This is a genomic window from Streptomyces caatingaensis, assembly GCF_001187435.1.
GTDB lineage: Bacteria > Actinomycetota > Actinomycetes > Streptomycetales > Streptomycetaceae > Streptomyces > Streptomyces caatingaensis.
The window spans coordinates 300,654-324,562 of the sequence record NZ_LFXA01000009.1 but is presented as its reverse complement, the minus strand read 5'-3'; the positions used below and the strand labels follow the sequence as shown (position 1 = coordinate 324,562).

Sequence of the window (23,909 nt, the reverse complement as noted above, 5' to 3'; positions counted from 1 at the left end):
GGGTAGCCGGAAGCCGTTATCGGATCGTCGCTAACCGAACTGTTGTCGGAGAAACCTACAAATTGGGGCGATCCAGGAGCGCCACGGCTGTAAAAAGCTCCACACCGACCCGGATGGCACCCTCGTCCACGTCGAAGTCACCGCAGTGGATGTCGCGCCGCGAGGTGTCCCCCACGGGCCGCACCCCGAGCCTGGCCATGGCCCCCGGGACGTGCTCCAGGTACCAGGAGAAGTCCTCCCCGCCGAGGCTCTGCTGGGTGTCCTCCACCGCCTCCGCGCCGCGCCGGGCGGTCATGGCGCGGCCCAGCAGCGCGGCCACCTCCTGGTCGTTCACCACGGGCGGGACGCCCCGGACGTAGTTGATCTGCGACTTGGCGCGGTGCAGCGAGGCGACCTCGTCCACCGCGGCGTGCACCAGGTCGGGCGCGTCCCGCCAGGCGTCGATGTCCAGGCAGCGGACGGTGCCGGAGAGCTCGGCGTGCTGCGGGATGACGTTGGGCGCGTGCCCGGTCTGGAGCCGGCCCCAGGTGACCGCGAGGCCGGCGCGGGTGTCGATCCTGCGGTTCAGCAGGGCCGGCACCTCGGTGGCCACCCGGGCGGCGGCGGTCACCATGTCGGTGCTCAGGTGCGGGCGGGCGGTGTGGCCGCCGGGGCCGTCCAGGAGGACCTCCAGCTTGTCGCAGGCGGAGGTGATCGGCCCGGTGCGCAGCCCGAGGCGGCCCACCTCGACCTTGGGGTCGCAGTGGACGGCGACGATCCGCCCGACCCCCTCCAGCGCGCCGGCGTCGATGGCCTTGAGCGCGCCGCCCGGCATCACCTCCTCGGCGGGCTGGAACACCAGCCGCACCGGGTGCGGCAGCAGCCCCTGCTCCGCCAGCCCGGCGAGCACCAGCCCGGTGCCCAGGACGATGGTGGTGTGCACGTCGTGCCCGCAGGCGTGGGCGGCGCCCGGCACGGTCGAGCGGTACGGCACCGTCTTGGTGTCCGGGATCGGCAGCGCGTCGAGGTCGGCCCGGACGGCCAGCACCGGGCGGCGCTCGGCCCCGGGGCGGGGGCGCCCGACGTCGCAGAGGAGCCCCGTGCCCGCCGGAAGCGTCCGCGGACGCAGTCCGGCCCTCTCCAGCCTGGCCCTGATCGCCGCGGTGGTGCGGAACTCGCGGTTGCCGAGCTCGGGGTGCATGTGCAAGTCCCGCCGGAACTCGATGAGTTCGGCCTCCAGGCCGGGCGGGAGCAGACCCGGGAGCGGGCCGGCGGGAGCACCTTCAAGATCGCCAACAGGGGTCACAGGAGCGGCATCACAGGGCGTCAGTTGCTTCACCCTCTGAAGAGTAGGGCCCCGCGCGGGGCAACTGCCCTCCGATCGCGAAAAGTTCAGCCGCATGGATGGGTGACCAGGGGGGTATGACCCGTATTTACGGCGTACCTTTGCGAGACACTGTCAGGTGGTGCGCGCCGGGGCGGACATCTGCGGTAGACGGCGCGCGTGCCGTGCGCTCCCGGTGACGCGGGCGAGTAAGCCGTGCGCCCGGGGCGAGGCGTGCGCGGTGAGCCAGGAGGGGTCGACGTCGCAGACGGCGACGGTGACCCCGGTGCCGGCGAGGGCGAGCGGGAGGGTGTGCACGACGGTGGACGGGAAGCTCAGCACGGTACGCCCCAGGGGCCCGCGGCGGGCGACCAGCTCCAGCGGCAGCTCGGGGCGCACGACCTCCAGGCCCAGCCGCCCGGCTATCAGGCGCAGTTTGTCCGTGCTCTCGCGGCGGTGCGCGAAGTACCGTGTCGCGCCGTGCGCGGCGACCAGGGCGCCGACGGCCTCCAGATAGCGTCCGGCCTCGACGACACCCGTCTCGACCAGGGACGTTCCCACCACATCCGTGGAGCGGGTCAGCCGCGGCGGGCCGAACGCGGCCCGCGTCCAGGCGAAGCCGTTGGCGGTGACCGCCACGCCCGGGGGCGGTTCGACCGGCATGGAGGTGAACAGCTCGACGCTCCGGCGGTCGTTCGGGGTGAGCATCCGGCGCGCCGAAGCGGACACCGGCGCGAAGACGAGGTCACGCGCCCCCTGTGCGCCGCAGGGCCGGTGCCAGCGCACGAACCGTTCCCCACGCGCGAGTTGGGCCGCGAACTCCATCGTCGCCGTCCCGTCGTCCACCACCACCAGCGTCCTCGGCCGGGCGAGGGACAGCAGCAGTTGGACGTAGCGCGAGAAGGGATCCCCGATCACGATGCGGTCCGCGGCGCGCAGCGGACCGGCGAGGGAGCCGACGGTGCGCAGGGGCGCGCCGGCGCCCCCGCGCGCCTCCTCCCAGCGCAGTCCGAAGCCCTGGTCACGGGCGAGTTCGGCCATGCGGCGGAGCTGGCCACGGGTCATCGGGTCGTGCGGCGCGAGCACGACGATCACCAGCCCGGCGGGACCGCCCGCGCCCTCCGGGGCGTCCGGGGCGGCGCCGGCGCCGCGCGGATCCGCGTCGCCGGTGCGCTGGAGGGGCACGGAACCGCCCGCCGGCGGGACGGGGAGCCGGCCGTCGCGCGGTGCGCCGTGCGCCCGGCGGTGCGCCCACTCGAGGACGTTGAGGAGCTGGACCGGGCTCTCGACGAAGGCGAGGGTGCCGGCGGGGGATTCGTCGGGCATCGGCGGGCCCGTCACACCGCGGCGACGGCGCGGCCGGCGGACGGCTCGACGACGCCCGCGACGCGGCGCAGCTTGCGCATCGGGGCGAGCTCGCTGTCGTAGACCCGCTTGATCCCGTCGCCTAGCGCCTCCTCGACGACGCGTACGTCGCGCACCAGCCGTGCCAGGCCCCCGGGTTCGACGGAGGCGGCCTGGTCCGAGCCCCACATCGCGCGGTCCAGGGTGATGTGCCGCTCGACGAGGCAGGCGCCCAGCGCGACGGCGGCCAGCGTGGTCTGCAGGCCCGTCTCGTGGCCGGAGTAGCCGATGGGGACGTTGGGGTACTCGGCCTGAAGGGTGTGGATCACGCGGAGGTTGAGTTCGGCGGCCCGCGCCGGATACGTGGAAGTGGCGTGGCACAGCAGGACGTTCCCGCTGCCGAGCACCTCGACCGCGTGCCGGATCTGCGCGGGCGTGGACATCCCGGTGGAGAGCACGACGGTGCGCCCGGTGGAGCGCAGCGTCCGCAGCAGTTCGTCGTCGGTGAGGGAGGCGGAGGCGACCTTGTGGGCGGGGACGTCGAACTTCTCCAGGAAGGCGACGGACTCCACGTCCCAGGGCGAGGCGAACCAGGCGATCCCGCGCTCCCGGCAGTGCCGGTCGATCGTGCGGTACTCGTCCTCGCCGAACTCCACCCGGTGGCGGTAGTCGATGTAGCTCATCCGCCCCCAGGGGGTGTCGCGTTCGACCTCCCACTGGTCGCGCGGGGTGCAGATCTCGGGGGTGCGCTTCTGGAACTTGACGGCGTCGCAGCCGGCGTCGGCCGCGGCGTCGACGAGGGCGAGGGCCGTGTCCAGGTCGCCGTTGTGGTTGATGCCGATCTCGCCGGTGACGTAGACGGGGTGGCCGGGGCCCACGGGACGGTCACCGAGGAGGCGGGTGCGCGGGGAGGCGCCGGTGGGGGTCATGGAGCGGTTCCTTACGTGCGGGGGCGGAGAGGGGGACGTGGTCACAGCTCGGGGCCGAGGAGCCGGCCGGCGATCTCGCGGACGGCGCCGCGGCCGCCCGGGGCGCGGGTGACGGCCCGCGCGGCGTCGCGTACGGCGGGGTGGGCGTCGGCGACGGCCACGGGCCAGCCGACCATGCGGAGGCAGGGCAGGTCGTTGACGTCGTTGCCGGCGTAGAGCACCCGCGCGGGATCGATGCCGCGCTCGTCGCACCACTGCTTGAGCACGGCGTCCTTGGTGTCGGTGCCGTGCACCACCGGCACCCCCAGCTTGCGGGCGCGGGTGGCGACGACCGCGTTCGCCTCCGTGGAGAGGATCAGCAGGGCCAGCCCCGCGCGGCGCAGGGCGGCCACGCCGAGTCCGTCGCCGCGGTGGACGGCGACGAGCTCGCGGCCGTCGGCGTCGACGAGGACGCGGTCGTCGGTCTGGGTGCCGTCGAAGTCGAGCACGACGGCGTCGACGGCGTCCCGGGCCGGGAAGTCCGGGGCGTCGAGCAGGGGCGCCAGGGCGCGGGCGCGGGCCAGGTCGTCCGGGGAGTCGATCTCCAGGACGCGGGCGGGGTCGGTGGGGACGGCCTCCGTGCGGCCGAAGAAGCGGTGGCGGGCGGCGCGGAGGCCGGCGGTGCGCATCGCGTAGGCGGCCCCGGTCTCCAGGAGGTCCTGGGGCCGGTCCTGACGCCGGGGCCGGTGCTTCTCGTCGTGGTTGACGCCGTGGGCACCGTCGCCGGATGCGCGGTTTCCGGCCACTTCGGCGGTGCCCGGCGAGCGCCAGACGAAACCGTGGAAGGGGGCGACGGTCAGCGCGCTGTCGGCGCCGCCGTCGGTGACGGCGGCGGTCACCGCGTCGACGTCCCCGGCGGTCAGGAAGGGGCTCGTGCACTGCACCAGCAGGACGACGTCGGGCGTCCGGCCGCCGGCCGCCTCGTGGGCGTCCAGGGCGTGCAGCACCGCGGACTCGCTGCTCGCCGTGTCCCCGGCGAGCTCCGCGGGCCGCCGGACCACGCCGGCGCCGGCCTCCCGGGCGGCGGCCGCGACGGCGTCGTCGTCGGTCGACACGACGACGCCGGTGACGCGGGCCGCCGCGCGGCAGGCCCGGACGGCCCGGACGACCAGCGGCACGCCGCCGACCCGGGCGAGGTTCTTGCCGGGCACGCCCTTGGACCCGCCGCGGGCGGGGACGACGGCGAGGACGTAGGGCGCTCCGTACGGCTCGGCGTGCGGCTGGGCGTGCGGCTCAGGGGATTGCTCTCGGGCACGCGGGACGGGAACGGTACGCGCGTCCGTCCCGCCGTACCCCTCCGACCCGGCGGACCCGTCCGTCCCGACGTGCGCGGCCATCACAGCTCCCCCATCCGCCGGATCACCGGCGCCACGCGCTGCACGCCGTGCCGGTAGGCACCGCGCGCCGCCTCCCGCAGGGCGCCCCGGGCGGCGCGGCGCAGCGCCCCTTCCCCGTCCGGCGGTGCCGCGCGTCCCGGCAGCGGGCGGCCGGCCGGGTCGAAGCCGTGGCGGGCGAGGATGCCGGGCAGGTAGCCGGGGGCCGTTTCCGGCGTGTAGTACGGGGCGAGCGGCGGCGGCCCGGGGGGCGCGAGCAGCTCGGCGACGCGCCGTCGCGCCGCCTCGAACGCCCCCTCGGTGGCGACCCCTTGGCGGGCGAGCCACTCCGGTTCGGGCTTGGGCAGGTGGCCGGAATCGATCCGGTCCCAGGAGACCAGGCAGCCGGAGCCGAGGAAGTGGTGGTTGCCGAGCTGCTCGCGCACGCCGAGGTCGGTGAGGACGGCGGTGGGGATCCCCCGGTGCAGGGCCTCCAGGGCGGCCGTGGAGCTGACCGTCACCAGCAGGTCGGTGCGGTCCAGGACGCCGCCCATGGTGCCGTACACCAGGCGGCAGTTGGCGGGCAGCCCACCCGGCAGCCGCGCCGCGAGCCGCTGGTACGGCAGTTCCTCGACGTGCGTGGTGTGCTCGCCGGGACGGCTGCGCAGCTTGACCAGGACCTCGCGGCGCGGGTGCAGCCGTGCGTGGCGTACGGCCCGCTCCAGCAGGTAGCGCCGGTCCTCGCGGCGTTCGGGGACGGAGGGCTGGGCGGCGAACACGACGGTGTACGGCCGGATTCCGGGCCCGGCGGGCTCGTACGGCGCCCCCTCCAGGAACGGCAGCGCGCACTGGGTGACGCCCGCGGCGTCGGCGCCCACCCCCTCGTACACGGCGCGGAACCGCTCCGCGTCGTGGCGGGAGTTGGCGAGGACGAGGTCGGCGCCGTGCCGCAACAGCAGCCCGTCGGCGAGCTTTTCGTAGACGACGCCCACGTACCCCGTCACGACCGCCGGCCGCCGCGGCGCGCCGCGCCAGGCATGGGCCAGCCCGTGCAGCAGGGCCTGCACCGCGCCGCCGACGCAGGCGAGCAGGACGACGTCGTACCGCGCGGGATCCGCCGCGGCGGCGAACTCCGGTCCGGTGGTCTCCGTCAACCGCGTCCAGTCCACGCCGACTTCGGCGAGCTGGCGCGGGGTGGGGGTCGCGCGCCCCCGGAGCAGGAATCCGTCCGGGCGGGCGCCGGGCGCGAGCCGTCGCGCGGTGAGCGCTCCCCATTTCCACCGGGTGTCGGAATCGGCGAGGACGGCGATCCGGGGCGGGGATTCGGTGTGTGAAGGCGCTGAGGGCACGGCTCCGACGATAGGAATTGATTCGGATTGGCCGGCCAACACGGGCGCAACAAGCGGTGAACAGCACGCCGACGCACGGAGAATCGCCGCGCGGGCGCGCCCGGTTCATCATTCCGCCGCGCGTCGTTCACTTCCCCTTGCGCCTGCGGACAGGGCGAATGCCGGGACGCCGCCTACCGTGGCGCGCGTGGTCAAGCTCTCCGTCATCGTGCCGTTCTTCAATGTGCAGACCTATGCGCAGGACACCCTGCGGAGCCTGCGCGCGAACACCGGCCGGGATTTCGAATTCATTCTCGTGGACGATTGTTCGACCGACGGGACGGGCGCCCTCCTGGAACGGGCGGAACGCGAGCTGCCCGGCGCCGTCCTGGTCCGCCACGCGGCCAACGGCGGCCTCGCCACGGCCCGCAACACCGGGCTGGACGCGGCACGCGGCGAGTACGTGACCTTCCTCGACGGCGACGACTGGCTCGCCCCGGGCCACCTGCGCCAACTCCTCGCCGCGATCGAGGCGTTGGGCGTGGACTTCGTCCGCACCGACCACGTCCGGTGCACCGGCCGCGCCCGCACCGTCCACCGCGTCCCGCACGGCCGGCGCGGCGTCCCGCTCGACCCGCGCGACGCGATACTGCCCGCCGACCGCACCACCGCCGTGGACTATCCCTACGCCTGGGCCGGCATCTACCACCGGCGGCTGCTCGACGCGGGACTGCTGCACTTCCGGCACGGCCTGCGCACCGCCGAGGACCGGCCCTGGATCTGGCGGCTGCACCGGGAGGCGGACAGCTTCGCGGTCGCCGGACTCCTCGGTGTCTTCTACCGCCGGGGCGTCGCCTCCTCGCTCACACAGATCGGCGACGCACGGCAACTCGATTTCCTCCGCGCATTCGACCAGGTACTCGAGGAAACGGCCCGCGACCGGGACGCCGAAGCACTCCTCCCGAAAGCCGTCCGCACCTATTGCGCGATCATTTCCCACCACCTCGGCGCCATCGAGCGATTCGAACCGGAGGTCGCCCGGGACCTGCGTTCGCTGAGCGCCGCCGCCCTGAAACGGATGCCCCCGAGCTTGCTGAACGACGCCCTGAATTCCATGGACGCGGACCGCGCCCGGCGCCTGCGCCGCGTCAAGCGGCGGGTGACCGCCCGATGACCCGCCGGCCGACCGTCCAGCTCCTCCTCGCCTCCACCCTCTACGGCGTCGCCACCCTCGCCGCCGTCCTCGACGCCGGTCTCCTCCCCCCGGCCGGCCGGCGCCTGCTGGTCCTCGCCAACAACGCCGCCGTCCCGGAGACCACGCCCGGCCCGGACGAGGCGCCCGGCTTCGACCGGCTGCGCACCCGCTTCGACGGCGTGCACTCCTGGAACGGGACGATCCGCCCCTTCCACCCCGCCGGCTGGTCGCCCCGCACCGACGACGTCCCGCTGTGGGAGCGGCACTTGAGGCTCCTGTGGGACCTCGGCGACGACGACGTGGAGATCGTCCTCGAATCCCTCCAGACCGACCCCGCGCTCGCACTGGCCCGGATCTTCCCCGGCGCGCCCCTGGAGGTCTACGCGGACGGGCTGATGAGCTACGGCCCCACCCGCATCCGGCTCGACCCCCTCGTCGGCACCCGCGTCCGCCGTCTCCTCCACCTCGACCTCGTGCCGGGCCTGCGGCCCCTGCTGCTGCGGGAGTTCGGCGTCGCGGCGGAGACGGTCCCGGGCGAGGTCTTCGCGAAGGTGCTGGCCGAGCTGGCGGACGCGGCGCCCGAGCTCCCGCCCGTGCCGCGGGAGCCGGCCCTCCTCCTGGGCCAGTACCTGGCCGCGCTCGGCATCCTCACCCCCGAGGAGGAGGAGCGGCTGCACGTCCGCATGCTGCGCGGCGCGGTCGCGCGCGGTCACCGCTCCGTCGTCTTCAAGCCGCACCCGACCGCGCCCGCCCGCTGGTCGCGGACGCTGGAGGAGGAGGCCCGACGGCTCGGCGCGGACCTCGTGGCCGTCGACTCCTCCACCCTCGCCGAGGTCCTGTACCAGCGGCTGCGGCCCGCCCTCGTCGTCGGCTGCTTCTCCACCGCCCTGATGACCGCCGGCGCCTTCTACGGCCTCCCGGCCGTCCACACCGGCACGGACCTGCTGCTGGAGCGGCTCACCCCGTACCAGAACAGCAACCGCGTCCCGGTCACCCTCGTGGACGCGCTGCTGCCGCCGCTGGAGGGGACGGGCGCGCCGGTCCGCGCGGCGGAGGCCGCGGAGCTGCTGGCGGCGGTCGGCTACGCGATGCAGCCGCGGATCAATCCGGACCTGCGCGCGGCGGCGGAACGCCACTTGTCCCGCCGTCCCGATCCGCGGTACTTCAAGCGCCGCCGCCTGACCGCCCTCGGCCTCCCCGGCGGCGTCCCGCGCCGGCTCGCCTTCCTGGCGCGCCGTCCCGCCGTGCGCCGGATCGCGCGCCGGGTGCGCACCGCGGGCCGCCGCCTCGCCGGAAGGGCGTCCGCATGACGGCCACCGTCCCCGCCCCGCCGGTGGCACCGCCCGTCGAGCGCCGCGGCGGGCGGCTGTACGCCCTCGACGGGCTGCGGCTGATCGCCGCGCTGATGGTGGCGCTGTACCACTACGGCGGGCGGAACGGCGAGATCGCCACCGCCTGGGGCGCCTCGCCCCGGCACACGTTCCCGCGGCTGTCCACGGCGTTCGCCTACGGCTGCCTCGGCGTGCAGATCTTCTTCGTCATCAGCGGCTTCGTCATCTGCATGAGCGGCTGGGGACGTCCCCTGCGCTCCTTCTCCGCCTCCCGCGCCGCCCGCCTCTACCCCGCGTACTGGGTCGCGGTCCTGCTGGTGACGCTGGTCTTCGCGCTGCCGTGGGTGACGTACCGGTCCGTCCCGCTCAGCGACACCCTCGTCAACCTCACCATGCTCCAACAGCCCGTCGGCGCCCGGCGGGTGCTGGGAGTGTGCTGGACCCTCTGGGCCGAGGTGCGGTTCTACGCGCTCTTCGCGCTCTTCGTCGTCCTGCCGGGCGCGACGCGCGCACGGGTCGTCCTCTTCTGCGCGGTGTGGACGCTGGCCGCGGTCGTCACGACGGCGGGCCACGTGGAGTCGCTGCGGGTCGTGACGATGCCCGAACACGCCCCGTTCTTCATCGGCGGCATCGGCCTGTACCTCGTCCACCGGTACGGGCACTCCGCCCTCTCCTGGGGCATCGTCGCGACGAGCTTCCTCGTCGGCCAGCACTACGCGGTGGCGGGCCTCTGGCACCCGCCCGGCACGCACTTCTTCTCGTACCGTTCGCCCTCCGTCATCATCGCCGTCCTCGCGCTGGGCTACGCGGCCGTCGCACTCGTCGCCACCGGCCGCGCGCGATGGGCGCGTTGGCGGTGGCTCCCGCTCGCGGGGGCGCTCACCTACCCCTTCTACCTGGTGCACGAGCACCTGGGATGGGTGGTCGTCGGCGCGCTGCACCGGGGGCTGGGGCTCCCGTCGTACGCCGTCCTCGGGCTGACCACCGGGCTGATGCTGGGCCTGGCGTGGGTGCTGCACGTGGCCGTGGAGCGACGCCTGACGCCCGTGCTGCGCCGGGCGCTCGACCGCTAACGGCCCCGGGGGAGCGTGGCCTCCAGCCCCGCGACGACCGCACGCAGGCCCGTCTCGAAGCCGGCCTCGGACTCCCCGAACAGCTCGGGGCCGGCCGCGGCGGAGATCGGGTGGCCGGTCAGGCGCTGCTCGCGCTCCATGAGGTCGATGCCCTTGACGCCCTGCTCCGGGTAGCCGGCCGCCGACTGCTCCTCTACGACGTACCCGATCGTGTAGCAGTACACGGTGTAGAACGCGCGGGCGGCGGCGCGCGGGGTGAAACCCGCCTCGACGAGGGCCTTGAGGTAGGTCTCCATCGTGTCCGCGTAGGACGTGTCGGTGAAGCGCGTCCCGCTGTAGACCTTCGCGCCGTCGCGGTAGGAGAGCAGGGTGCGGCGCAGGGCGCGGTGGGAGTCGGCGAGGACGTCCTGCCAGGTCCGCCGCTCCGTGACCTCCCGCAGCAGCTCGGCGCGGGACATGCGCCGGAGCATCTCCGTGGCCATGGCGTCCAGCAGGTCCTGCTTGTTCTTGAAGTGCCAGTAGAGCGCCGGGGCGCGGACGTCCAGCTCCTGGCCGATGCGGCGGAGGGTCAGGCCCTCCAGACCGACCTCGTTCAGCAGCTCCAGGGCGGTGTCCACCACCTGATCACGGTCCAGTCGCGTTCCCACCTTGACAGTTTAACGGCGTTCAACCCATCCTTAACGTCGTTAAATTGAACGCCGTTAAGGAGCGTTGCGGTGGGCGGAGTGGATCGAGTGGGCGGCGTGCCCGCAGTGGACGTACTGATCGCCGGCGCCGGTCCGGCCGGGCTGGTCCTGGCCTGCGACCTGGCCCGGCAGGGCGTGCCGTTCCGGCTGATCGACGCGGGCGACGGGGCGTTCCCGGGCTCGCGCGGCAAGGGGCTTCAGCCGCGGACGCTGGAGATCTTCGAGGACCTGGGCGTCCTGGACGCGGTCCTGGACTCCGGCGACCGGCTGCCGCCGATGAGCGCCTGGCAGGACGGCCGGATCGTCCGGGAGTGGGACATGGTCACGCGCCTGGAGCCGACGCGCGAGGACCCCTTCCGCGAGCCGTGGATGCTGCCGCAGTGGCGCACGCAGGAGATCCTGCGCGAACGGCTCGAAGCGCTGGGCGGGCGCGTGGAGTTCGGCACGCGGCTCGTGGGCTTCGCGCAGGACGGGGACGGGGTCACGGCCCGCCTCGCGGACGGCGGCGCGGTGCGCGCGGCGTACCTCGTCGGGGCGGACGGCGGGCGCAGCACCGTACGGGCCGTGCTGGGCACGCCGTTCACGGGCACGACCGTGGACCCGGCCCCGATGATGGTGGCCGACGTGGAGGTGCCCGGCCTGGCGCGGTCGCACTGGCACACCTGGGAGGGGGCGGACGGGCCGGTAGCCCTGTGCCCGCTGCCGCGGACGTCCGCGTTCCAGCTGATCGCGGCCTACCCGGCCGGGGAGCCGGACCCGTCCCCGGAGGGGGTCCGGTCCCTCGTCGCCGCCCGCACCGGCCTGCGGGTGGGGGCGGTGCACTGGGCGTCGCCCTTCCGGGCCCGGGCCGCGATGGCCGAACGCTTCCGCGACGGGCGGGTGTTCCTCGTCGGCGACGCGGCCCACGTCCACTCGCCCGCCGGGGCGCAGGGCCTCAACACGAGCGTGCAGGACGCGTACAACCTCGGGTGGAAGCTGGGCCACGTCCTGCTGCGCGGCGCCCCGCACACGCTCCTCGACTCCTACGAGCCGGAGCGCCTGCCCGTCGCCGCGGACGTCCTCGGCCTCAGCACCCGCATCCACCGCGGCCCCGCCGACGAGAACCGCCCCCTGACCTCCCGCCGCGGCCGCGAGGCCCACCAGCTCGGCCTCGACTACCGCACCGGCCCCCTCTCCCGGGACGCCCGCACCGGCCTGACCTCCGGCGCCCTCCGCGCCGGCGACCGCGCGCCGGACGGCGTGGACGCCGACGGCCGCCGCCTCTTCGAGGCGTTCCGCGGCTCGCGCTTCACGCTGCTGGCGGTGGACTGGTCTCGCGAACTGCCCGACACCTCGGACGACTTGGTGGCGACGCACACCGTCCCCGACGCGCCGGCGTACGGGCGGGGCCTGTTCCTGATCCGCCCGGACGGCTACGTCGGTCTGGCGACGGAGGATCCGGCGGACGTGGCGAAGTACCTCGGGGAGGTGGCGGGTCAGGGCCCCGCTCCGGGCGGGCGGGGGCGCGGGGTTTGACCGGGCGGAGGCGGAGACAGCGGCGGACTACACCAGCAGCGACAGCAGCATCACGAACCCCAGCCCCACCACCGAGATGATCGTCTCCATCAACGACCAGCTCCGCAGCGTCTGCCCCACATCCATCCCGAAGTATTCCTTCACCATCCAGAACCCCGCGTCGTTCACATGGCTGAAGAAGAGCGACCCGGCCCCGACCGAGAGCACCAGCAGGGCGGCGTGCGCCGTGCTCATGTCCGCCGCCAGCGGGGCGACAAGGCCCGCGGCCGAGATCGTCGCGACCGTGGCGGAGCCCGTCGCGAGCCGGATCCCGACCGCGATCAGCCAGGCGAGCAACAGGGCGGAAACCGACCACGACTTGGCGAAGTCGAGGATCATCTGTCCGACGCCGACGTCGATGAGCGTCTGCTTGAAGCCGCCGCCCGCGCCCACGATCAGCAGGATGCCCGCGATGGGCAGGAGGGACTTCTCGACCGTCGAGGCCAGCCGCTCACGGCCGAACCCGGCGGGCCGTCCGAGCGTGAACATCGCGACCAGCACGGCCGCCAGCAGGGCGATCAGCGGCGAGCCGACGACGTCGGCGACGCGCTGCACGTGGTGACGGGGATCGTCGACGACGACGTCCACGAGCGCCTTGACGAGCATCAGCACGACGGGCAGCAGCACGGTCGCCACCGTGACCCCGAAGCCGGGGCGCCGCTCCGGCCCGCCCGTGTCCGCGGCCCGTTGGGGCACCAGCTTCTCCGGCGGCGCGATGTCGACCCAGCGTGCCGCGACGCGCGAGAAGAGCGGCCCGGCGACGACCGCCGTCGGAACGGCGATCAGGACGCCGAGGGCGAGCGTGACGCCCAGGTCGGCGCCGATCGCGTCGATGGCCGCGAGGGGTCCGGGGTGCGGCGGCACGAGCCCGTGCATCACGGAGAGACCGGCCAGCGCCGGGATCCCGATGCGCATCAGCGAGTGCCCGCCCCGCTTGGCCACCAGCAGCACCACGGGGATCAGCAGCACGATCCCCACCTCGAAGAAGAGCGGCAGTCCGATGACGCCCGCGATCAGGACCATCGCCCAGGGCATGGCCCGGCCGCCGGCGCGGGCGAGGATCGTGTCGACGATCTGGTCCGCGCCGCCGGAGTCGGCGAGCAGCTTGCCGAGTATGGAGCCGAGGGCGATGAGGACGCCGACCCCGGCCACGGTCGAACCGAGCCCGGTGGTGAAGGAGGAGATCGCCTTGTCCAGCGGCGCCCCGGCGGCGGCGCCGAGCACCAGCGACCCGATGGTCAGGGCCAGAAAGGCGTGCAGCCGGAATCTGCTGATGAGAAGGACGATGACGGCGATGCCGGCGAGAACGGCGATGCCCAGCTGCGCGTGGCCCGCCGACGTGATCGGTCCGGCGGGCGCCGCGGCCAGCATCTCGACGCTGAGAGTGCTCACGGGGCTTCCTTGGAAGAAGGGGTCCTTCGGGGGAAGGAAGGAAAGGAAGGAGGGGTCAGGGGAGCCGGCCCAGGCCTGCGACCGCGCGCTCGGCGATGACCGCCGCCTCGGGTGCGACGTCCACGACGACCCCGGCCTCGTCGGCCTCCAGCGGCTCCAGGGTCGCGAACTGCGAGTCCAGCAGCCGGGTCGTCATGAAGTGGCCCTTGCGGGTGGCCATCCGCGCCGCGATCAGCTCGCGCGCACCGGTCAGGTGCAGGAAGACGAGACCGGGCGCGGCGGCCCGGAGCCGGTCGCGGTACGCGCGCTTGAGCGCGGAGCAGCTGACCACGCCGCCCCGGTCGCCCCGGTCGCGCGCCCACGCGCCGATCGCGTCGAGCCAGGGCGCGCGGTCGGCGTCGTCCAGCGGGACGCCGGACGCCATCTTCGCGATGTTCGCGGGCGGGTGGAAGTCGTCGCCCTCGGCGTAGGGAACGCCGAGGGCCTCGGCGACCAGGGGCCCGACCGTGGTCTTGCCCGTGCCCGCGACGCCCATCACCACAACGACGTGGGGGGTGGTCATGCGTACCTGTTCCTCGCTGTCTCCGGCGCTCCGGCGTCTCCCTCGACGCCGGCCGGCCTGCGCCCCACTGAAACCCAAGACGTACGACGTATTCAAGCCCTTGTGACCTAAACGTCATACTTAATCTCCCTCGCCATGGACACGTAGGCTTTTCCCATGACCAACCAGGGGCAGGGGCTGCACGCGCGCGTGCTGGAGTCCCTCGGACCCGCGATCACGGCCGGCGCGTACCCGCCGGGCAGCGTCCTGCGCACGGACGAGCTGGAGGAACGCTTCGAGGTCTCGCGCACCGTCGTCCGCGAGGTGATCCGCGTCCTGGAGTCCATGCACCTGGTGGCCTCGCGGCGCCGCGTCGGTGTGACGGTCCTGCCGCCCGACGAGTGGAACGTCTACGACCCGAACGTGATCCGCTGGCGGCTGGCCGGCCCCGACCGCCCCCGCCAGCTCCGCTCGCTGACCGTCCTGCGCTCCGCCGTCGAACCCGTCGCCGCGGGGCTCGCCGCCCGCCTGGCCACGCCCGCCCAGTGCGCCGAACTCACCGAGCACGCGCTCGGCATGGTCGCCACCTCGCGCGGCCACCAGCTCGACGCCTACCTCCGCCACGACGTCGCCTTCCACCGCGTCGTCCTGCGCGCCTCCGGCAACGAGATGTTCGCCCGCCTCGGCGACGTCGTCGCGGAGGTGCTCAGCGGACGCACCCGTCACCAGGTGATGTTCGCCGACCCCGACCCGGCCGCCGTCACCCTGCACGTACGGGTCGCCGAGGCCGTCCGCGCCCACGACGCGGCGCGCGCCGAGGAGCTGACGCGCGAGATCGTCACGGGAGCGATGGCGGAGCTGGACATCCTGGCTCCGTGACGCCCGGCGCGGAACCGGCCGCCGCCGGACCGCCCACCGCCGGACCGGCCACCGGCGGGCGCCGCTCGAACCACCGCTCCCGCTCCTCCAGTTGCCCCGCCAGCGACAGCAGCAACGCCTCGCTCCCGGCCGGGCCGAGGAGCTGCGCCCCCAGCGGCAGCCCGCCCGCCGTGAGCCCGGCGGGCACGCTCACCGCCGGCCAGCCCAGCACGTTCCACGGGAAGGTGTACGGGCACGCCCTGATCATCGCCGCGTCCGTCTCCCGTCCCGACAGCCCGTCCAGCGCCCCCACCGGCAGCGGCGGCGCGGCCGTCGTCGGCGTCAGCAGCACGTCGTACCGCCCGAACAGCTCGCCCACCCGCGCCCGCAACGGCCGCTCCGCCGCCCGCGCCAGCCGCAGCACCGCACCGCCGAGCAGCGCTCCGCCCCGGGCGTTCTGGCGGGTGCGCGGGTCCAGCAGTCCCGGGTCCGGCACGCGCCGCGCCCACTCCCGCACGCCGCCCATGGCGCGCGGGACGAACGCGGGCCCCACCGGCCCGTAGCGCGGCTCCTCCCGCACCACCTCGTGCCCCAGCGCCTCCAGCCGCGCCGCCGTCCGCTCCGTGGCCGCCCGCACGACGGGCTCCAGCCGGTGCCGCACGGCCGCGTACGCCGGCCGCAGCGACAGCGCGATCCGCAGCCGCCGGGGCCTCTCCACGGCCACCGGCGGCCCGTCCCCGACGACGTCCAGCAGCAGCGCCGCGTCCGCCACCGACCGCGCCAACACCCCGTAGCACGTCAGTCCGTTGAACATCCCGTGCTCCGGCCACGTCGGCACCCGGCCGCGCTGCGGCTTGACCCCGATCAGATGCGTCCAGGCCGCCGGGATCCTGACCGACCCCGCCCCGTCCGAGCCCAGCGCGCCCGCCACGATCCCCGCCGCCACGGCCGCCGCCGACCCGCCCGACGAACCGCCGGGCGTCCGGCCCAGGTCCCACGGGTTGCGCGTCACCCCGAACCCGGGCCCCTCGGTCATCGGCCACTGCCCCAGCTCGGGCGTGTTCGTCTTCCCGACGATCACCGCCCCGGCGGCCCGCAGCCTCCGCACGGCCTCGCCGTCCGCCCGCCGCGCCGGGAACTCCCCCCGGCACCCGAACGCCGTCGGCAGCCCCGCCACGTCCATGTCGTCCTTCACCGCCACCGGCACCCCGAGCAACGGCCGCCGCTCCCCCGCCGCCCGCAGCCGGTCCGCCTCGTCGGCCTCCCGTAACGCCTCCTCCGCCCGCACCCACCGGAACGCGTTGACCGTCCCCCGCGTCGCCTCGGCCCTCCGCACCGCCTCCTCCGTCAACTCCCGCGCCGACACCGCCCCTTCGGCCACCATCCGCACCTGCTCCACAAGCCCCGCCACAGGTCCACTCCTCTCGCCGCACGGAACGCCCACGGTAGGCGCGCGGGGCACCGGCGCACGAGCCCGCGTACGGAATTGCCGAGCGACGGCGCGCGGGCTACAGGTCGCGCCCGTCGGCGCCCTGGGCGCCGTCGAACTCGAACCACAGGCACTTCCCCACCACCACCAGCCCGTCCCACACCAGGTGCAGCCCGCAGGCGGAGGACAGTTCCCGGACGAGCAGCAGGCCGCGTCCTCCCTCGTCCCGGGCCCGCCCGGGGGCCGGGCACAGGTGCGGGCGGAGAGCCGGATTGTCGTCCCGCACCTCGAAGAGGACGCGGTCGCCGCAATCGGTGATCTGGACGGCGAGTTGGGCGGCTCCCGCGTGCTGGACGACGTTGGAGACGACGTCGGAGACGCAGAGCCGGGCGTCGTCGACGAGCAGCAGGTGACCGGTCGCTTCGAGCACGACGCCGGCGAACTCCCGGGCCACGCGGATGGAGGAGGGCTCCGCGGGGGCGAGCAACTGGTAGGGGCGGGTGGGGTCATGGGCGGGGGCGGCGCAGGGCGCGGCCAGCGCTTGGGTGGTCATGGCGGGTCTCCCAACGAGGTCATCGGTCTTTGTCATTGCCTGCATCAACTGGCCACGTTCCGGGTGCACTTCCGCAGCGGTCCGCACCGGTCGGCTACCGGAACGGTATGGACAGGGATGCAACAGGTACAACCATGTCCGCCTCGCTTCGCCCGCATGAGTGACAGCCGGACAACTCCGTGGACCGCCTTGACCGCCCAGGGCAGACTGCGCACGTCCACGAGGAGGAGCCCTATGCCACCCAGGAACAATCCGAGCGAACGCCAGCGCAGGCTGGGGGCGGAGCTGCGGAAACTTCGCAACCGCGCCCGCATGTCGGGCGACGACGTCGCCGCGCTCCTCGAAGCCGACCGATCGAGGATCAGCCACATCGAGGCGGGAAGGGTGGATGTTCCGCGCAACGGGCTGTACAAGTTGCTACGCGCCTATGGATGCGAGGACGGGCCCTACTTCGACGCGCTCATGGAAATGGCCAGGAGGCGGAGCAAGGGGTGGTGGGACGACTTCCGCGACGTCCTGGCCCCGGTGGCCGCCAACTTCGCGGAGCTGGAGTACCACTCCACGGCCATCCGGATGCACGAGCCGCTGTTCGTACCGGGGATGCTTCAGACCGAGGCGTACGCACGTGCCGTGATCGCCGAGACGGAAACCGACGAACACCGGGTGGATCGCTTCGTACGGTTCCGGATGGCCCGTCAGCAGGTCCTGGCCGGGGAGCGCCCTGTGAGGTACCGGGCCGTCATCCATGAAGCGGCTCTGCGCTCACGGATCGGCGGACCCGGGGTGATGCGTCAACAGCTGTCGAAGCTCATCGAGTTCGCGCGCCTCCCACACGTCACGATTCAGATCTTCCCGTTCGAGGGCGGCCCCTACTCCGCGTACAGCCGGTCCTTCGCCATCCTCGGCGGCGTGACGCCCGAGCTCGACACCGTGTACCTGGAACATCCGCACACATCGGCCTTCCTCCGGGATGGAGAACACATCGCCCACTACGCGAGAATGTTCGAGCGCTTGTCCGAGCTGGCCCTCGCCCCGGTGGACCCGGACCTCGCCCCCGAGTCCCATGAGGGCCGGGACTCACTGAGCCTCCTCCAACACATCATGTACCGCACGTAAGGAAACGAGATGTCAGCAGATCTCATATGGCGCAAGTCCTCGTTCAGCGGCGGCGGCAACGGAGAATGCGTGGAAGTCGCCACGGAACCGGCTCGGTTGGTGCACCTGCGTGACAGCAACCGTCCCGGCGTCACCTTCACAACCCTCCCGCTCGCCTGGGCGCCCTTCGTCGCCGCCGTCAAGTCGAGTTCGCTCGTAGCTCGTTGAGGGGCACTCCCCCCAAGGGAGGAAGTCCGAGACCACGCCCCCGCCCCCACCGGGCACCACGCGCCACGGAATTGAAGGGGGCTACCCCCACCCCCGTCCACCGGTTGACCGGATGGGCCCGGGCGGCGCGCGGCACGAGGCTTGTCCCCATGAGAAACCACCGTCGCAACGCCCTTCTCCTCACCCTCTCCACCGCCGCCGTCGCGGCCACTCTGAGCGGCGCTCCGGTCGCCGGCGCCCAGGAGGGCGCGGGGCTCCGGTGGAAGCCCTGCGTCAGGGAGAACGGGCCCGCCGGGCAGGAGTGCGCAGAGCTGAGCGTTCCGGTGGACTACCGGCGGGCGGACAAAGGACGGACGACGCTGGCCGTTTCGCGGGTGAGGAGCGACCGGCCCGCGGCGCGGCGCGGGACGCTGCTGGTGATCCCGGGTGGGCCCGGGGGGTCGGGTGTGCGGCGGCTGGCGGACAAGGGGAGGGCGCTGGCGCAGGAGTTGAGGGGCGCGTACGACATCGTCGCGCTCGATCCGCGCGGGGTCGGGGGGAGCGAGAAGGCGCGGTGCGGGATCGCGGAGAGCGACCGGGACCTCGTCCACCTGCGGCCGTGGCCCGGGAAGGACGGGGAGACCGGCGAGAACGCCGAGCGGGCACGCCGCGTCGCCGACGCCTGCGCGCGCGACGGCGGGGCGCTCGTCCGCAGCATGTCGACGGCGAACGAGGTGCGGGACATCGAGCGGTTCCGGCAGGCGCTCGGGGTGGAGAAGCTGTCCGCGTGGGGGACGTCGTACGGGACGTACGTGGCGGCGCGGTACGCGCAGGAGTTCCCCGGGCGCACCGACCGCTTCGTGCTCGACAGCAACGGCGACCCCGACCCCGCCCGCGTGGCGCACGGCTGGTCCGCGAACATGTCGCGCGCCCTGGAGGACCGCTTCCCGGACTTCGCCCGCTGGGCGGCCGACCCGGCGCGCGGGGAACTGCGCCTGGCGCGGCGCCCGGAGGACGTCCGGCCGATGTTCCTCGCGCTGGCGGACGCGCTCGACCGGCGGCCGGAGCCGACGACCACGGAGGGCGTGCCGCTGACCGGCAACCGGCTGCGGCAGGCGCTCCAGCAGACGCTGCACGGCGACGAGTTCGAGGGACTCGCGCGGATGATCGGGGCGGCCCGGGAGCCGGGCCACAAGCCCGTCCTGCCGCCTTACCTCGCGCACCCGCTGCCCGACGAGGACGCCACCGTGGCCGTCGCCACGATCTGCAACGACGTCCGCTGGCCGCGCTCCGTCCGCTCGTACGCCCGGGACGTGGCCGCCGACCGGGCCCGGTACCCGCTGACGGCGGGGATGCCGGCCGGGATCGTGCCGTGTGCGTTCTGGAAGGGCGGCCGGGACGACAAGCCGGTCCGGATCACGGCGGACGGGCCGGAGAACATTCTCATGATCCAGAATCTGCGCGACCCCGCGACCCCCTACTTCGGCGCCCTGAAGATGCGCGAGGCCCTGGGCCGGCGGGCCCGGCTCGTCACGGTGGACAGCGGCGGCCACGGGGTCTACCTCGGCAACGGGAACGCCTGCGGGGACCGGGCCGTGACCAGGTACCTGACGACCGGGGAGCGGCCGGCGCGCGACGCGTACTGCGCCGCTGGCCGCTAGCCGCTAGCCGCTAGAAGAGCTGCCCCTGGCCGTCCATCGGCGGCTCCTCCGGGTCGAAGAGCCGGGGTTCGGTCGCGAGGAGGGGCGCGGAGCGGCGGGAGCCGGGGCAGGAGACGAGGTCGTAGGAGACGCGGCGGCCCGGCGGGTCGTGGCGGGCGTAGCGGCCGCCGACGACGGCGATCTCACGGGAGCAGACGGGGCAGCTGCGACGGGGGGCGGACATCCCCCAAGTGTCGCAAATGCCGGACTGGGCGGTGTCCGAACCTCTCCTTCGGCGAACCGCTCCCTCAGAACGTCTCGGTCGGGACGTGGGAGCCCCAGACCTCCCGCAGCGCGCCGCAGACCTCGCCGACCGTGGCGCGGGCGCGCAGCGCCTCCTTCATCGGCGGGAGGACGTTCTCGTCGGGGGAGGCGGCGGCCGCGCGCAACCGCCCCAGGGCGGACTCCACGGCGGACGCGGACCGCCCGGCGCGCAGGGCGGCCAGGCGTTCGCGCTGCGTGGTCTCGATGGCGGGGTCCACCCGCAGGGGGACGTAGGGTTCCTCCTCGTCCAGCCGGTAGCGGTTGACGCCGACGACGACGCGCTCGCCGCGCTCGGTCTCCTGCGCGATGCGGTACGCGTTCCGCTCGATCTCGCCCTTCTGGAAGCCGTGTTCGATCGCGGCGACGGCCCCGCCCAGGTCCTCGACCCGCTCCATCAGCGCGACGACGGCCTCCTCCAGCTCGTCGGTGAGCGATTCGACGACGTACGAGCCGGCGAAGGGGTCGACGGTCGCCGTCACGTCCGTCTCGTGGGCGAGGACCTGCTGGGTGCGCAGGGCGAGGCGGGCGGCCTTCTCGCCGGGCAGGGCGATGGCCTCGTCGTAGGAGTTGGTGTGGAGGGACTGGGTGCCGCCGAGGACGGCGGCGAGGCCCTGGACGGTGACCCGGGCCAGGTTCACCTCCGGCTGCTGGGCGGTGAGCTGGACGCCGGCGGTCTGGGTGTGGAAGCGCAGCATCTGCGACTTGGGGTTCCGGGCGCCGAACTCCTCGCGCATCACACGCGCCCAGACGCGGCGCGCCGCGCGGAACTTGGCGACCTCCTCCAGCAGCGTCGTGCGCGCGACGAAGAAGAACGAGAGGCGGGGCGCGAAGTCGTCCACGGCCATCCCGGCGGCGACGGCGGCGCGGACGTACTCGATCCCGTTGGTGAGCGTGAAGGCGACCTCCTGCGCGGGCGAGGCCCCGGCCTCGGCCATGTGGTAGCCGGAGATGGAGATCGTGTTCCAACGGGGCATCTCCGTACGGCAGTAGCGGAAGATGTCCGAGGTGAGGCGCAGGGTCGGGGCGGGCGGGAAGATGTAGGTGCCGCGCGCGATGTACTCCTTGAGGACGTCGTTCTGGACCGTCCCCGTCAACCGGTCGGCCGGAACGCCCTGTTCCTCGCCGACGATCCGGTACATCAGCAGGAGCAGCGCGGCCGGGGCGTTGATGGTCATCGAGGTGGAGACGCGGTCGAGCGGGATCCCGTCGAAGAGCAGCCGCATGTCCTCGACGGAGTCGACGGCGACGCCGACCTTGCCGACCTCGCCGTGCGCGAAGGGCGCGTCGGAGTCGTGGCCCATCTGGGTGGGCAGGTCGAAGGCGACGGAGAGGCCGTGCCCGCCGTGGGCGATGAGCTGCCGGTAGCGGGCGTTGGACTCGGTGGCGGTGCCGAAGCCGGCGTACTGGCGCATCGTCCAGGGGCGGCCGGTGTACATCGTGGGGTGGATGCCCCGGGTGTACGGGTACGAGCCCGGCTCGCCGAGCCGTTCGCCGGGGTCCCAGTGGGCGAGGTCGGCGGGCCCGTAGACCGGCCGGATGCCGAATCCGGACTCGGTGGTCCGGGGCCGCCCGTCCGTGAACTCCCGGGCCTGGTCCTGTGCCTTCCCCTGTGCCCGCTCGTGTGCCCTCTCGCGTGCCATGAGTGACGCCTCCCGCCGCCGTGCGAACGCCGCCCCGGGCACCGGACTGTAGCGGCGGGCGGCGCGGGGTGTCAGGGGACGCGCTCGCGGCCGGCCGGCACGGGGTGCGCGGACGGGGCCGGGGGATGTGCCCCGCCCGCGCCGTGGCGCGGGGCCTGCAATATGGGGGGAACTGCGGCTCCCGCGCGGCCGATGACCAGTCGGCCCGTTCAGTACAGCGCCGGGAGGCCGGAAAACGTCACGGAGGGCGTGGAGGCGGGGGTGGGGGCGTGGTCGCCGGCCGGGCGGGGGCGGCTGGTGCCGGTTCCTCTGCCGCCTCTGCCACCACTGCCGCCGCTCTCGTCGCCGGCGCCGTCCCCGTCCGCGTTCCCGTCCTTGTCCCCGTCCGAGGGATGCCGGCCGCCGTGCGGGCCACGGTCCCCGTCCTCGTCCTCGTCCGCCGTCTCCCCGTCCGCCGGGGCGCCTTCGTGGCCGTGTTCCGCGTGGTCGTCACGCAACAGCCGCTCGCAGTAGTCGCGGACACCGGACGGGCCGCCGGCCTCGTGTTCGAGGGTGCGCACGGAGTCGTCGTCGGCCTTTTCCCGCCATTTTCCTTCGAGCAGATAGTCGTGGCAGAGGCGGGCCGCCCAGTGGCGGCGGCCACGGTGTCCGTCGTCCCGCGCCGGGGGATCGTCCTCCCGCCCCGTGCCGGGCCGTTCGTCCGGCGCGGCGGACGGGGACGGGCTGCCGGGCGTGGCCGTCGGGTCGGTGCCGTGCCGCCCGCCGGGGTGCGGCACCGGGGGCGGCAGCGGCCGGACGTCCTCCTCCGGCGTACGGGACGGGTACGAGGGTCCGGGCACGGCGTCGGGCCGGACGGTGCGCGCGTCGCGGCCGTGGTCCACGACGGGAACCTCCTCACCGCTGCGGGCCGGAGTCCCGGCCCCCGCCCGGAACGGGCCGGGCAGCCCCACGACACCGGCGGCGACCGCGACACCGCTCACCGCGCAGCCGGCCAGCGCGAGCACGAGCGCCGCGCGCGCCGGCCGCCCCCGCCGGGACCGCTGGCGCGGGCGGACCGGCCCAGTCTCCCTGTGGGCGAGGGCACTTGACGGACGATCGTCGGCCCGCTCGACCGCGTGGGGCCCCGCCGGCTTCCGGCGCGGCGCGGGGGCGCGCTCCCCGCCCGGCGCGGCGCCGGCGGCTCTCGCACGCGCCGTACCCGCGGCGGCCGTTGCCGCTCTCGCCGCGCGGAACGCCGACAGGGCCGCCTCCTCGCCGGGGAGGGACGCGCCCGGGGCGGCCGGGGCGGCCAGGGCGTGCAGGAGGGCGAGCGCCGGGGCGAGGGGTGGGCCGGTGTCCGGGGTGTGGGGATGCGCGGGGGCGCCGTTCGGCGCGTCGTACGCCACGTCATCGTGTTCATAAGGCCGTTGGGCCGTCGTGTCGGGGTCGTCGGCGCCGGGGCCGTGGTGCCGCCCGTGGTCGTCCGCCATCACATGTCCTTCTGCGTCCGGGCGCGCAATCGCGTCACACCGCGAGGGGCACTCGCTCCGTGGGCTGACCGCGGGCGGCTGTCCGGTGCGCTCGTCGTCTCCGTTGCGTTCGTGATCAGTTCGGCCAGGCGGCGCAGGCCGCGGTGGGCGGCGGTGCGGACCGCGCCGGGGCGTTTGCCCAGCACCTCGGCGGCGGTCGCGGCGTCGAGGCCGACGACCACGCGCAGGACGACGGCCTCGGCCTGGTCCTGCGGGAGCCGGGCGATGAGGGCGAGGGCGCGGCCGGTGCCGAGCGACTCCAGGGCCTCCCCCGCGGTGTCCGCGTTCCCGGCGCGGCCCGCGAGTTCGCTGTCGTCGCCGCCGACGGCGGGGCGCCGGCCGCGCATCCGTATGTGGTCGAGGGCGCGGTTGCGGGCGATCCGGGCCGCCCAGCCGCGGAAGCGGTCCGCGTCGCCGGTGAACCGGCCGAGGTCGCGGGCTATGTGGAGCCACGCCTCGGACGCCACGTCCTCCGCGTCGGTGTCGCCGACGAGTGTGCGCACGTATCCCAGCAGTCGGGGCTGTACGGAACGGTAGACGGTGCGGAACGCCGTCTCGTCACCGCCCTGCGCCGCGCGTACCGCGGCGGTCAGTTCAGCGTCGTCCCCCTGCACACCCACATCCTGC

The 23,909-nt window shown here is 74.4% G+C and carries 22 protein-coding genes; 8 read left to right on the top strand and 14 right to left on the bottom strand.

Annotated features, from left to right (window positions below):
• Positions 1-55: 55 nt before the first annotated feature.
• From AC230_RS14735 to AC230_RS14715, 5 genes are all read right to left on the bottom strand, one after another.
• Positions 56-1,285: an amidohydrolase gene (locus AC230_RS14735; protein ID WP_049716628.1), complete on the bottom strand. Its 1,230-nt coding sequence runs from the start codon at positions 1,283-1,285 to the stop codon at positions 56-58.
• A 153-nt stretch (positions 1,286-1,438) separates the two neighbouring features.
• Positions 1,439-2,629: a hypothetical protein gene (locus tag AC230_RS14730; RefSeq protein WP_049716627.1), complete on the bottom strand. Its 1,191-nt coding sequence runs from the start codon at positions 2,627-2,629 to the stop codon at positions 1,439-1,441.
• Positions 2,630-2,640: 11 nt separating this feature from the next.
• Positions 2,641-3,576, bottom strand: coding sequence for an N-acetylneuraminate synthase family protein (locus tag AC230_RS14725; protein WP_049716626.1), 936 nt, complete (start codon positions 3,574-3,576; stop codon positions 2,641-2,643).
• Between the two features lie 41 nt (positions 3,577-3,617).
• The gene (locus AC230_RS14720) at positions 3,618-4,952 is read right to left on the bottom strand and encodes an acylneuraminate cytidylyltransferase (protein ID WP_078871252.1); all 1,335 of its coding nucleotides are present in this window, start codon (positions 4,950-4,952) and stop codon (positions 3,618-3,620) included.
• Complete coding sequence (locus tag AC230_RS14715) at positions 4,952-6,277, bottom strand: DUF6716 putative glycosyltransferase (RefSeq protein ID WP_241833226.1); 1,326 nt, start codon at positions 6,275-6,277, stop codon at positions 4,952-4,954. The genes AC230_RS14720 and AC230_RS14715 overlap by 1 nt, the downstream gene beginning before the upstream one ends.
• Before the next feature lie 187 nt (positions 6,278-6,464).
• On the opposite strand from AC230_RS14715, the gene AC230_RS14710 reads away from it, so the two are divergent.
• Genes AC230_RS14710 through AC230_RS14700 form a run of 3 tightly spaced genes read left to right on the top strand, consistent with a single transcriptional unit; the run spans position 6,465 to position 9,855 of the window.
• Positions 6,465-7,430: a glycosyltransferase family 2 protein gene (locus tag AC230_RS14710; RefSeq protein ID WP_049717012.1), complete on the top strand. Its 966-nt coding sequence runs from the start codon at positions 6,465-6,467 to the stop codon at positions 7,428-7,430.
• Positions 7,427-8,761, top strand: a complete 1,335-nt coding sequence (locus AC230_RS14705; protein ID WP_049716625.1) for a polysialyltransferase family glycosyltransferase — start codon at positions 7,427-7,429, stop codon at positions 8,759-8,761. Before AC230_RS14710 ends, AC230_RS14705 begins: the two co-directional genes overlap by 4 nt.
• Positions 8,758-9,855 carry an acyltransferase family protein gene (locus AC230_RS14700; RefSeq protein WP_049716624.1) on the top strand — a complete coding sequence of 366 codons (1,098 nt, stop codon included), beginning with the start codon at positions 8,758-8,760 and terminating at the stop codon, positions 9,853-9,855. The genes AC230_RS14705 and AC230_RS14700 overlap by 4 nt, the downstream gene beginning before the upstream one ends.
• Here AC230_RS14700 and AC230_RS14695 read toward each other — a convergent pair.
• Positions 9,852-10,502 (bottom strand): TetR/AcrR family transcriptional regulator C-terminal domain-containing protein, encoded by a 651-nt coding sequence (locus AC230_RS14695; RefSeq protein WP_049716623.1) that lies wholly within the window; start codon positions 10,500-10,502, stop codon positions 9,852-9,854. The genes AC230_RS14700 and AC230_RS14695 overlap by 4 nt on opposite strands.
• A gap of 96 nt (positions 10,503-10,598) precedes the next feature.
• On the opposite strand from AC230_RS14695, the gene AC230_RS14690 reads away from it, so the two are divergent.
• On the top strand, positions 10,599-12,056 hold the full coding sequence (locus tag AC230_RS14690) for an FAD-dependent monooxygenase (RefSeq protein ID WP_241833225.1): 1,458 nt from the start codon (positions 10,599-10,601) through the stop codon (positions 12,054-12,056).
• A 27-nt stretch (positions 12,057-12,083) separates the two neighbouring features.
• On the opposite strand, the gene AC230_RS14685 is transcribed toward AC230_RS14690, so the two are convergent.
• Both AC230_RS14685 and AC230_RS14680 read right to left on the bottom strand, forming a co-directional pair.
• Positions 12,084-13,487, bottom strand: coding sequence for a GntP family permease (locus tag AC230_RS14685; RefSeq protein ID WP_049716621.1), 1,404 nt, complete (start codon positions 13,485-13,487; stop codon positions 12,084-12,086).
• Between the two features lie 55 nt (positions 13,488-13,542).
• Positions 13,543-14,049, bottom strand: coding sequence for a gluconokinase (locus AC230_RS14680; protein WP_049716620.1), 507 nt, complete (start codon positions 14,047-14,049; stop codon positions 13,543-13,545).
• Between the two features lie 156 nt (positions 14,050-14,205).
• On the opposite strand from AC230_RS14680, the gene AC230_RS14675 reads away from it, so the two are divergent.
• Positions 14,206-14,907: a FadR/GntR family transcriptional regulator gene (locus AC230_RS14675; RefSeq protein ID WP_049716619.1), complete on the top strand. Its 702-nt coding sequence runs from the start codon at positions 14,206-14,208 to the stop codon at positions 14,905-14,907.
• Here AC230_RS14675 and AC230_RS14670 read toward each other — a convergent pair.
• Both AC230_RS14670 and AC230_RS14665 read right to left on the bottom strand, forming a co-directional pair.
• A complete protein-coding gene (locus AC230_RS14670) occupies positions 14,867-16,270 on the bottom strand; it encodes an amidase (protein WP_078871303.1) in 1,404 nt (467 codons plus the stop codon). The genes AC230_RS14675 and AC230_RS14670 overlap by 41 nt on opposite strands.
• Positions 16,271-16,394: 124 nt before the next feature.
• On the bottom strand, positions 16,395-16,868 hold the full coding sequence (locus AC230_RS14665) for an ATP-binding protein (protein ID WP_053161171.1): 474 nt from the start codon (positions 16,866-16,868) through the stop codon (positions 16,395-16,397).
• A gap of 234 nt (positions 16,869-17,102) precedes the next feature.
• Between AC230_RS14665 and AC230_RS14660 the strand changes: the two genes are divergently transcribed.
• The 3 genes from AC230_RS14660 to AC230_RS14655 all read left to right on the top strand — a co-directional run bounded on the left by AC230_RS14660 (position 17,103) and on the right by AC230_RS14655 (position 19,831).
• On the top strand, positions 17,103-17,984 hold the full coding sequence (locus tag AC230_RS14660) for a helix-turn-helix domain-containing protein (protein ID WP_049716618.1): 882 nt from the start codon (positions 17,103-17,105) through the stop codon (positions 17,982-17,984).
• Between the two features lie 9 nt (positions 17,985-17,993).
• Positions 17,994-18,191: a DUF397 domain-containing protein gene (locus tag AC230_RS31105; RefSeq protein ID WP_078871250.1), complete on the top strand. Its 198-nt coding sequence runs from the start codon at positions 17,994-17,996 to the stop codon at positions 18,189-18,191.
• A gap of 149 nt (positions 18,192-18,340) precedes the next feature.
• On the top strand, positions 18,341-19,831 hold the full coding sequence (locus AC230_RS14655; protein WP_049716617.1) for an alpha/beta hydrolase: 1,491 nt from the start codon (positions 18,341-18,343) through the stop codon (positions 19,829-19,831).
• A 10-nt stretch (positions 19,832-19,841) separates the two neighbouring features.
• Here the strand turns inward: AC230_RS14655 and AC230_RS14650 are convergent, their stop codons facing one another.
• The 4 genes from AC230_RS14650 to AC230_RS14635 form a co-directional block, all read right to left on the bottom strand.
• The gene (locus tag AC230_RS14650; protein ID WP_049716616.1) at positions 19,842-20,054 is read right to left on the bottom strand and encodes a hypothetical protein; all 213 of its coding nucleotides are present in this window, start codon (positions 20,052-20,054) and stop codon (positions 19,842-19,844) included.
• A gap of 64 nt (positions 20,055-20,118) precedes the next feature.
• The gene (locus tag AC230_RS14645) at positions 20,119-21,774 is read right to left on the bottom strand and encodes an acyl-CoA mutase large subunit family protein (RefSeq protein ID WP_078871249.1); all 1,656 of its coding nucleotides are present in this window, start codon (positions 21,772-21,774) and stop codon (positions 20,119-20,121) included.
• A 209-nt stretch (positions 21,775-21,983) separates the two neighbouring features.
• Complete coding sequence (locus AC230_RS14640; protein WP_049716615.1) at positions 21,984-23,243, bottom strand: hypothetical protein; 1,260 nt, start codon at positions 23,241-23,243, stop codon at positions 21,984-21,986.
• The gene (locus tag AC230_RS14635) at positions 23,243-23,896 is read right to left on the bottom strand and encodes an RNA polymerase sigma factor (RefSeq protein WP_049716614.1); all 654 of its coding nucleotides are present in this window, start codon (positions 23,894-23,896) and stop codon (positions 23,243-23,245) included. The genes AC230_RS14640 and AC230_RS14635 overlap by 1 nt, the downstream gene beginning before the upstream one ends.
• Positions 23,897-23,909 lie beyond the last annotated feature (13 nt).